2 rRNA genes are annotated in these 1405 nt (G+C 56.2%); both read right to left on the reverse strand.

Annotation, left to right across the window (positions count from 1 at the left end):
* Positions 1 to 7 precede the first annotated feature (7 nt).
* Positions 8 to 124, reverse strand: a 5S ribosomal RNA gene (gene rrf / locus IU449_RS28680).
* 114 nt (positions 125 to 238) lie between these two features.
* Positions 239 to 1405: ribosomal RNA gene (locus IU449_RS28685) — 23S ribosomal RNA — on the reverse strand; the annotation flags it as partial.

The raw sequence follows: 1405 nt of genomic DNA on the forward strand, positions 1-1405 counted from the left end.
AAGGATGTTCCGGCGGTGTCCTACTCTCCCACACCCTGTCGAGTGCAGTACCATCGGCGCAGGTGGCCTTAGCTTCCGGGTTCGGAATGGGACCGGGCGTTTCCCCACCGCTATGACCGCCGTAACTCTATGAAACTATCACCAACCCCACGCGCACACCCTCACCAAGAATGTGAGGGGTGCTGCGGAGCGGTTGTGTGTTGTTTCAGATACCGCACAGTGGACGCGTAGCTTCTTCGTTGGTAAGTCCTCGGCCGATTAGTACCAGTCACCTCCACACGTTACCGTGCTTCCAGTTCTGGCCTATCAACCCCATGGTCTGTGGGGGGCCTTAACCCCTCGAAGGGGTGAGAAACCTCATCTTGGAACAGGCTTCCCGCTTAGATGCTTTCAGCGGTTATCCCTTCCGAACGTAGCTAACCAGCAGTGCCCTTGGCAGGACAACTGGCACACCAGAGGTTCGTCCGTCCCGGTCCTCTCGTACTAGGGACAGCCTTCCTCAAGTTTCTGACGCGCGCGGCGGATAGAGACCGAACTGTCTCACGACGTTCTAAACCCAGCTCGCGTGCCGCTTTAATGGGCGAACAGCCCAACCCTTGGGACCTACTCCAGCCCCAGGATGCGACGAGCCGACATCGAGGTGCCAAACCATCCCGTCGATATGGACTCTTGGGGAAGATCAGCCTGTTATCCCCGGGGTACCTTTTATCCGTTGAGCGACACCGCTTCCACATGCCGGTGCCGGATCACTAGTCCCGACTTTCGTCCCTGCTCGACCTGTCAGTCTCACAGTCAAGCTCCCTTGTGCACTTGCACTCGACACCTGATTGCCAACCAGGCTGAGGGAACCTTTGGGCGCCTCCGTTACATTTTGGGAGGCAACCGCCCCAGTTAAACTACCCACCAGGCACTGTCCCTGAACCAGATCATGGTCCGAGGTTAGAAGTCCAATACGACCAGAGTGGTATTTCAACGACGACTCCACGAACACTGGCGTGCCCGCTTCACAGTCTCCCACCTATCCTACACAAACCGTACCGAACACCAATACCAAGCTATAGTGAAGGTCCCGGGGTCTTTTCGTCCTGCCGCGCGTAACGAGCATCTTTACTCGTAATGCAATTTCGCCGAGTCTGTGGTTGAGACAGCAGAGAAGTCGTTACGCCATTCGTGCAGGTCGGAACTTACCCGACAAGGAATTTCGCTACCTTAGGATGGTTATAGTTACCACCGCCGTTTACCGGGGCTTAAATTCTCAGCTTCGCGCCAAAAGCGCTAACCGGTCCTCTTAACCTTCCGGCACCGGGCAGGCGTCAGTCCGTATACATCGTCTTACGACTTCGCACGGACCTGTGTTTTTAGTAAACAGTCGCTTCTCTCTGGTCTCTGCGACCCAACCCAGCTC

This window comes from Nocardia higoensis (assembly GCF_015477835.1).
Lineage (GTDB): Bacteria > Actinomycetota > Actinomycetes > Mycobacteriales > Mycobacteriaceae > Nocardia > Nocardia higoensis_A.